This window comes from Protofrankia symbiont of Coriaria ruscifolia (assembly GCF_900634745.1).
Taxonomy (GTDB): Bacteria; Actinomycetota; Actinomycetes; order Frankiales; family Frankiaceae; genus Protofrankia; species Protofrankia californiensis.
Map to the genome: position 1 here is coordinate 1 of NZ_CAAAFR010000003.1, position 5,533 is coordinate 5,533.

General features: G+C 63.5%; 4 protein-coding genes. All 4 read right to left on the reverse strand.

Annotated features, from left to right (window positions below; all coding sequences use genetic code 11):
* The coding region (locus tag CV1CTNOD_RS00115; RefSeq protein ID WP_242606223.1) for a toll/interleukin-1 receptor domain-containing protein at positions 1-632 on the reverse strand (632 nt) is incomplete at its 3' end.
* A 558-nt stretch (positions 633-1,190) separates the two neighbouring features.
* Complete coding sequence (locus CV1CTNOD_RS00120) at positions 1,191-3,278, reverse strand: S8 family serine peptidase (RefSeq protein ID WP_131784187.1); 2,088 nt, start codon at positions 3,276-3,278, stop codon at positions 1,191-1,193.
* Between the two features lie 741 nt (positions 3,279-4,019).
* Positions 4,020-4,391 carry a thioredoxin gene (gene trxA / locus CV1CTNOD_RS00125; RefSeq protein WP_131784188.1) on the reverse strand — a complete coding sequence of 124 codons (372 nt, stop codon included), beginning with the start codon at positions 4,389-4,391 and terminating at the stop codon, positions 4,020-4,022.
* Between the two features lie 246 nt (positions 4,392-4,637).
* On the reverse strand, positions 4,638-5,533 hold an 896-nt coding region (locus CV1CTNOD_RS00130; RefSeq protein ID WP_242606224.1), incomplete at its 5' end, for a tyrosine-type recombinase/integrase.

The window sequence follows — 5,533 nt, forward strand, 5'->3', positions numbered from 1 at the left end:
ATCCCCGCCAGCGCGGTCACCGCCACCGACCCCGCCGCGGTCAACCGAGTGTGTATCTCGTCGAGGAGCGTGTCACGGCCGACGAAATGCGCCAGCCGGGCCGGCACGCTCCCCATCGTCGGTAGCTCCGGTGGGAACACCGGAGCACCCCCCGCCACCCCTGTACCAGCCGGGCCGCCGGGGAAGTCCGGTTCCGTGGCCGGTTTCCCCCGCTCGCCCGCGGCAGCGGCGAGCACCGCGCGGCGTGCCACGTCCTTACCGATCCCGAACAGGTCCACCGAGACGATCTGGGCGAGCAGACCCGGCCGCGGGCACTCCTCGATCCGGAACACCAGCAGCTTCCGTGCCCGTCCCAACGGGTCCGCCGCCCACGCCGCCTGCCACTCCGGCGCCGCGTACGCCGACGTCAGATAGGCCGCGGACAGCACCGCGATTGTCCGGGCCGCATGCTCGGTCGTCCGGTGCATCTCCTCGACGAAGTGTGACCCGGCACCGAAATCCCACGCCTGGATCACCACCCGGTACGTCGCCGCTTCCAACGTCCAGGCGATCCACTCCGCCCAGGCGCGGTCCACCCCCGTGTACGACACGAAGAAATCCGGGTCGGTAACCTCACTGCCCCCCACGGTCACCCGCCCAGCATGCCACCACCTACCGCACAAGCCACAGACCATCGCCTAACCGACCAACCACCGACCTATCCGGCAGCCACGCCCACACGCGACGGAATCCAGCGTCACCATCCCCGACGATGACAGCCAAACTGACAGCCCAGCCCACGGACGACCATGAACGTCCACGGACACCGAACCCGAGGTCACCGGACGGCACGGACATCCATGGACGTCCACGGATGATCCGGAGCAAACTATGGATCAAGCGGCCATCGGCGTGCCAGTAGCAACGGTCGGCATCTGTTCTGACCGGGGAGCTACGGCGGGGACCGGATGGCCGTTGACCTGGGCAGGAACGTTCCGACCCACGTCAACACCAGCAACCGCACAGGTTTCCCAAGCTCGTAGCGTAGCGGATGCCGGTCGAGGCAGACATCCGGATCGGAGCAAGCCCCCAACCGAAGTACATAAGGCCCCAGCCAGAGAGCAACCAAGGCCGACCAGCCACGGCAAACGGAATGTCGCCTGCCAGATACGTGCCGAAAAGCGTATCTGTAGTTGATCATTATCGCCAATTCAGCTGATGCGCCAAGCGTAGGCGTATGGCTGCGGAAAATTTGTGATTCGAAAGGCTCGGATTACGATCTCGGCCCTCCCCGGCGGCATATTAGTCCACGCGACCTGTTCGACATTGTTGACGCGGTCGAACTTTTCGGAGGTCCCCATGTTGCCATGCCGTTCGTCGCCGTTTACAGTTCGCACAATCAGGTCCAGGTCATTCTGGAGCGCAGCACCCGGAGGATCACTCCACGCAAGAGTGATCTTGAAAGTAGCGCCGGCCGCGGTCGGGGAGAAGCCGTCTGGGCCTGAGGCGGTTTGGCCGTGCTGGGGCGTATGTTCAGGAATGTCGATCGTGAACGTCTCCTCGGCGCCCTGATCTAGGGGGCCGCCTTCCCCGAATCCGCCGTCGGGGTTGGGGCCTGGGATGATTACCGAGTCCGCGAGACTGACACGACCGAAGCCGGAGTTGTTGTTGGGGGAAGGACCCACCTCCGAAGGAGAGTACTGCCCAGCCAGCTCCACGGCGCCGTTGATAAGCAACGCCTTGAGCAGCGCCGCGCTCGGGTTCGCCGTGCCGTTCTTGACCAGGGTTTCGCGTAGGACGGCGACGCACCCAGCGACCAGCGGTGTGGCCATGCTGGTGCCGCTATTGAAGAAAAACCGGGGATCGGAGGACGTTCCAAAGCCGGTCGATGGGAAGACGACGGCACGTGAGAGTGCCGACAGGATGCATGTACCCGGGGCTACGACGTCCGGCTTAATACGGTGTTCCATGGTTGGTCCTCGGCTACTGAAGGCGGCGAGGCCGTCGGCGTCGTCAGCCTGCCGGTCGGAGTTGATGGGGTCGGCAGGAAAATTGGAAGGCCAGAAAACGCCGTAGCTCGGTTCGAAGTCGCGCCGGATGCTTTCACTGGCTCCCACCGTGATGCAGTTTTTGGCCGCAGCCTGTGATCCGATCGATCCTAGATCAACAACACCGTTAGCGTTGGCGTCGGTGCCGGCATTGCCGGCGCTGAAGCAGATGACCAGGTCTGGATGATTCCAGACGACGTCGTCGACCTCAAATGCACTTGAGTCATACGGCAGACCGGGCGTTGTGGGGCCCCAGGAGTTCGTGTGAACACGGACGCCGTCGTTGTTGTACGGTGGTTCGAACAGGTCATGAAAATCGGCGGGAATCCCGCCGAGGCCGCCACCCGAGTCCAGTATCGACTGGAGGACGAGGGTGGCACGCGGCGCCGTGCCCTGGATCGCTCCGCCCATCGTGGCGGAAGTACCGTTCCCGAGCACCGAGCCCGCCACGTGTGTGCCGTGTCCCTTCGGGTCATCCGTCCTATCCGGATTTGTTCGTCCAAGCGCGTACAGCCGCGCCACTCGTCCGGTGAACGCCGGATGCACAATAGTCGTGGAGCCGAGATCAAAGCCCGAATCCGCCACGGCGATGGCCTGACCGTCACCCTGGTACCGCGTGCCGTTGAGCGCGACGTCCGCCTTAAGGATCGACCGGGCCACATTGTTGAAAAACTGCCGCTGCGGGACCTCCTCGATGTGGTGGACCTCATCCAAGTCCGCGAGGTTGTCGAGTCGCCCTTCCTCGACCGTGAGCCGTACCTTGCGTCGTCCCGTTCGCAGTTCTTCCGGGTTGAGCTGCACCGCGGCACCGATCTGCTCCCTGAGCTCGCTGGAGCTCGGGTCGACGTCGTCGTGCAGCACCACGTCGACCTCTCGGAGCTTGCGGGACGGTACCTGGGGGACAGAGGTCGGTAGGAGCGAGGCGGAAGCGGCTGCCTGGGGCCGCAGCGACGATGGAATCTTGAAGCCTTTGAGGTAGACGTCGGCCCAAGCCACGAACGGCAGGGCGCGGATCGGCCCCAGATCACTCGGCCGATAGCCACACAGATAGGTATTCTCAGGAATATATTCGTAGATGATGACATTCAGGTCTTCCAACTGCGTCTTTTCTGCATTCGACAACGGGCGATGGGTTTGGATGAGGATGTAGTTGGACTGGGAGGAGTCTGCGGACTCCAATGAGGCCGATCTCAGCGCATCGGATTGCGCTACCGGGTCGAGTGAAATACCGTTAATCGTGATTTTTGACATAGCCAGTCCCTTTCTAGAAGAAAATTGGAGTGAGACGAATCGTCGAGAATAAAGAGGAAGATCCGCGATGATAAAGATCTTGCTTAGAGTTCTGAACAATCCTTATGCCGGCAAGGTTGCTTGCATACTCCTGCTATTGCCCGATACCAAGATTGCTAACCCTGGATGCCTGGTTCGACCGATCGGCTACCGCCGATCCGTAGAGCTGCCGTCCTGGGCGGTAGCGTTCTGGCCTAGCTCGGGGCGATCAGCCTACAAATCTCCCAAGCCTAGGGATTTCCACGCTGGTGTACCCAGTTGTTACCCGAGCCGACAGACGTCTGCGGACAGGCACGTACTCCGGGGGGCACGCACCACATGTCACCGGGCGTCTACGAACGCCAGCGGACGATCTGTCTTGCTCTTGTAATCGGATGCTCCGCGCTGCCGCTTCCGGTCGAAGGCGTGTAGCCAAGCCTGTAGCCCAGCCCACGGACGTCCGCGGACGATGACGGACGTCCACGGAATGAACGTGCAGGTTAGGCGGGCTGTGCGGACGAACACGGACGCCAGCCTACGAAGTGGACCGACTTTGCAAGGCAGGGGTTAGGGGTTCAAGTCCCCTCGTCTCCACAGGCACTTTGACCGATTGTCGATCTTCACGGACCGTCGTCAGTCAGCGGATCGTCAGCAGGATCGGTCAGCGACCTCCGGCGGCGCGGCAGGACGACGAGCCGCCGGATGTCGAGTCAACGGCTAAACTCAGCGGATCCAGGGGGACAGTTCCCGCAGCAGTTCAGCCTTCGACCGTGCGCCGACAATCCTCTCGACCTCTTGGCCGTTCACGTAGACCACCATGGCGGGGATGGACTCGATCCGGTGCTGCTCCGCGGTCTCCGGGTTCTCGCCGATGTCGAGCTTGACGATCCGCAGCTTGTCGCCGAGTTCGACGGCGATCTCCTTCAGGATCGGCGCCATCATCCTGCACGGCAGGCACCAGTCGGCCCAGAAGTCGACGAGGACGGGCCCCGCGCTGGCCAGTACCTCACTGCCGAACGTCCTGTCAGTGACCTCGTCGACGTCCTCGTCGACGTCCTCGTCGTCAGCGACGATCTTCTCCAGGATTGCGATCATCGTTCCGATGATCGACACCATCTCCTCGATGTCGACGTCCTCGTCGGCGGCGACGATCTTCTCCAGGATCGCCATCATCGTTCCGATGATCGACACCATCTCCTCGATGAGGAGCCTGCGTCGGGCGGCCGACTCGTCGTCCGGCTGGCCAAGCTCCCCGCCCAGGGCGACCTGGTGCATCGGGGTGCCTCCTTTTGCTACTGGGCGGCCTGTGGTCGCCCGCCTGTCCTGACCCGCTCGATCAGATCATGTCTGCTGCTCCGGCCTATCGTGCTTGCCAGTAATGGCCCGCTCGTCTTCCGCCAGAGGGGACGTTCGTCCCTTCGTGGGTGGTCTCACTGTCGGATCGTCAGCGGGGTCGGTCAGCGCCGCCCGGAGCCGATCGTGGTAGTCCTTCGGTCGGTGGGTGTACCGGTTCAGGGTCGTGCTCGCACGCTCGTGTCCGAGCGCGACTTGCACGACGTTGACCGTCACCCCTTCGGAGATCAACCACGTGGCGTAGCAGTGCCGAAGAGCGTGGAAGGTCAGCGACGCTGGTAGCCCCGCCCTCCCCCGGGCCGGTACCCACACGTACCGCCGGAAGTTCGAGCGACGGAGGGGATGTCCGACCGTGTCCGGGAACACGAGATCATCCGGTTCGGGTGGGACGATCTCACGATGCCGCCGGAGGTAGGCCACGAGGAGGGGAGGAATCGGCACCGTCCGCCGGCCCGCTTCCGTTTTCGGGTAGGGCTTGACACTGATCTTCCCGGAGACCTCGACCGCGGTTTCAACCACGGCGAGTTCAGCGGCAGTCAGATCGACCCGAGCCCAGCGCAGGCCGACGCACTCCCCCCACCGCAGCCCCGTGTACGCCGCGAGGAGCACCAACGCCCGGTAGCGCTCCGGAAGCTCCGGCAGCAGCTTGCCCGTCAACTCGACCCGTGTGATCACAGTCTCGGCGGTGGCCCGCTTGCGTCGCGGAGGCAGCCGCACCCCTTCACAGGGGTTGACCGGGATCAGCCGCGCACGAACCGCCGCCTTCATGATCGAAAACAAGAGACCGTGGCACGACGCGACGGTCTGTGGCGACAGCTTCGCGGCAAGCCGTGTGACCCACGCCTGAGCGCCTGCACTCCGCATGTTCGTGCAGTGTGCTGATG

Bases quoted from the DNA above. Each gene is read 5' to 3' on its own strand.
- trxA (WP_131784188.1), bottom strand. From the start codon at position 4,391: ATGATCGCAATCCTGGAGAAGATCGTCGCTGACGACGAGGACGTCGAC.
- CV1CTNOD_RS00120 (WP_131784187.1), bottom strand. From the start codon at position 3,278: ATGTCAAAAATCACGATTAACGGTATTTCACTCGACCCGGTAGCGCAA.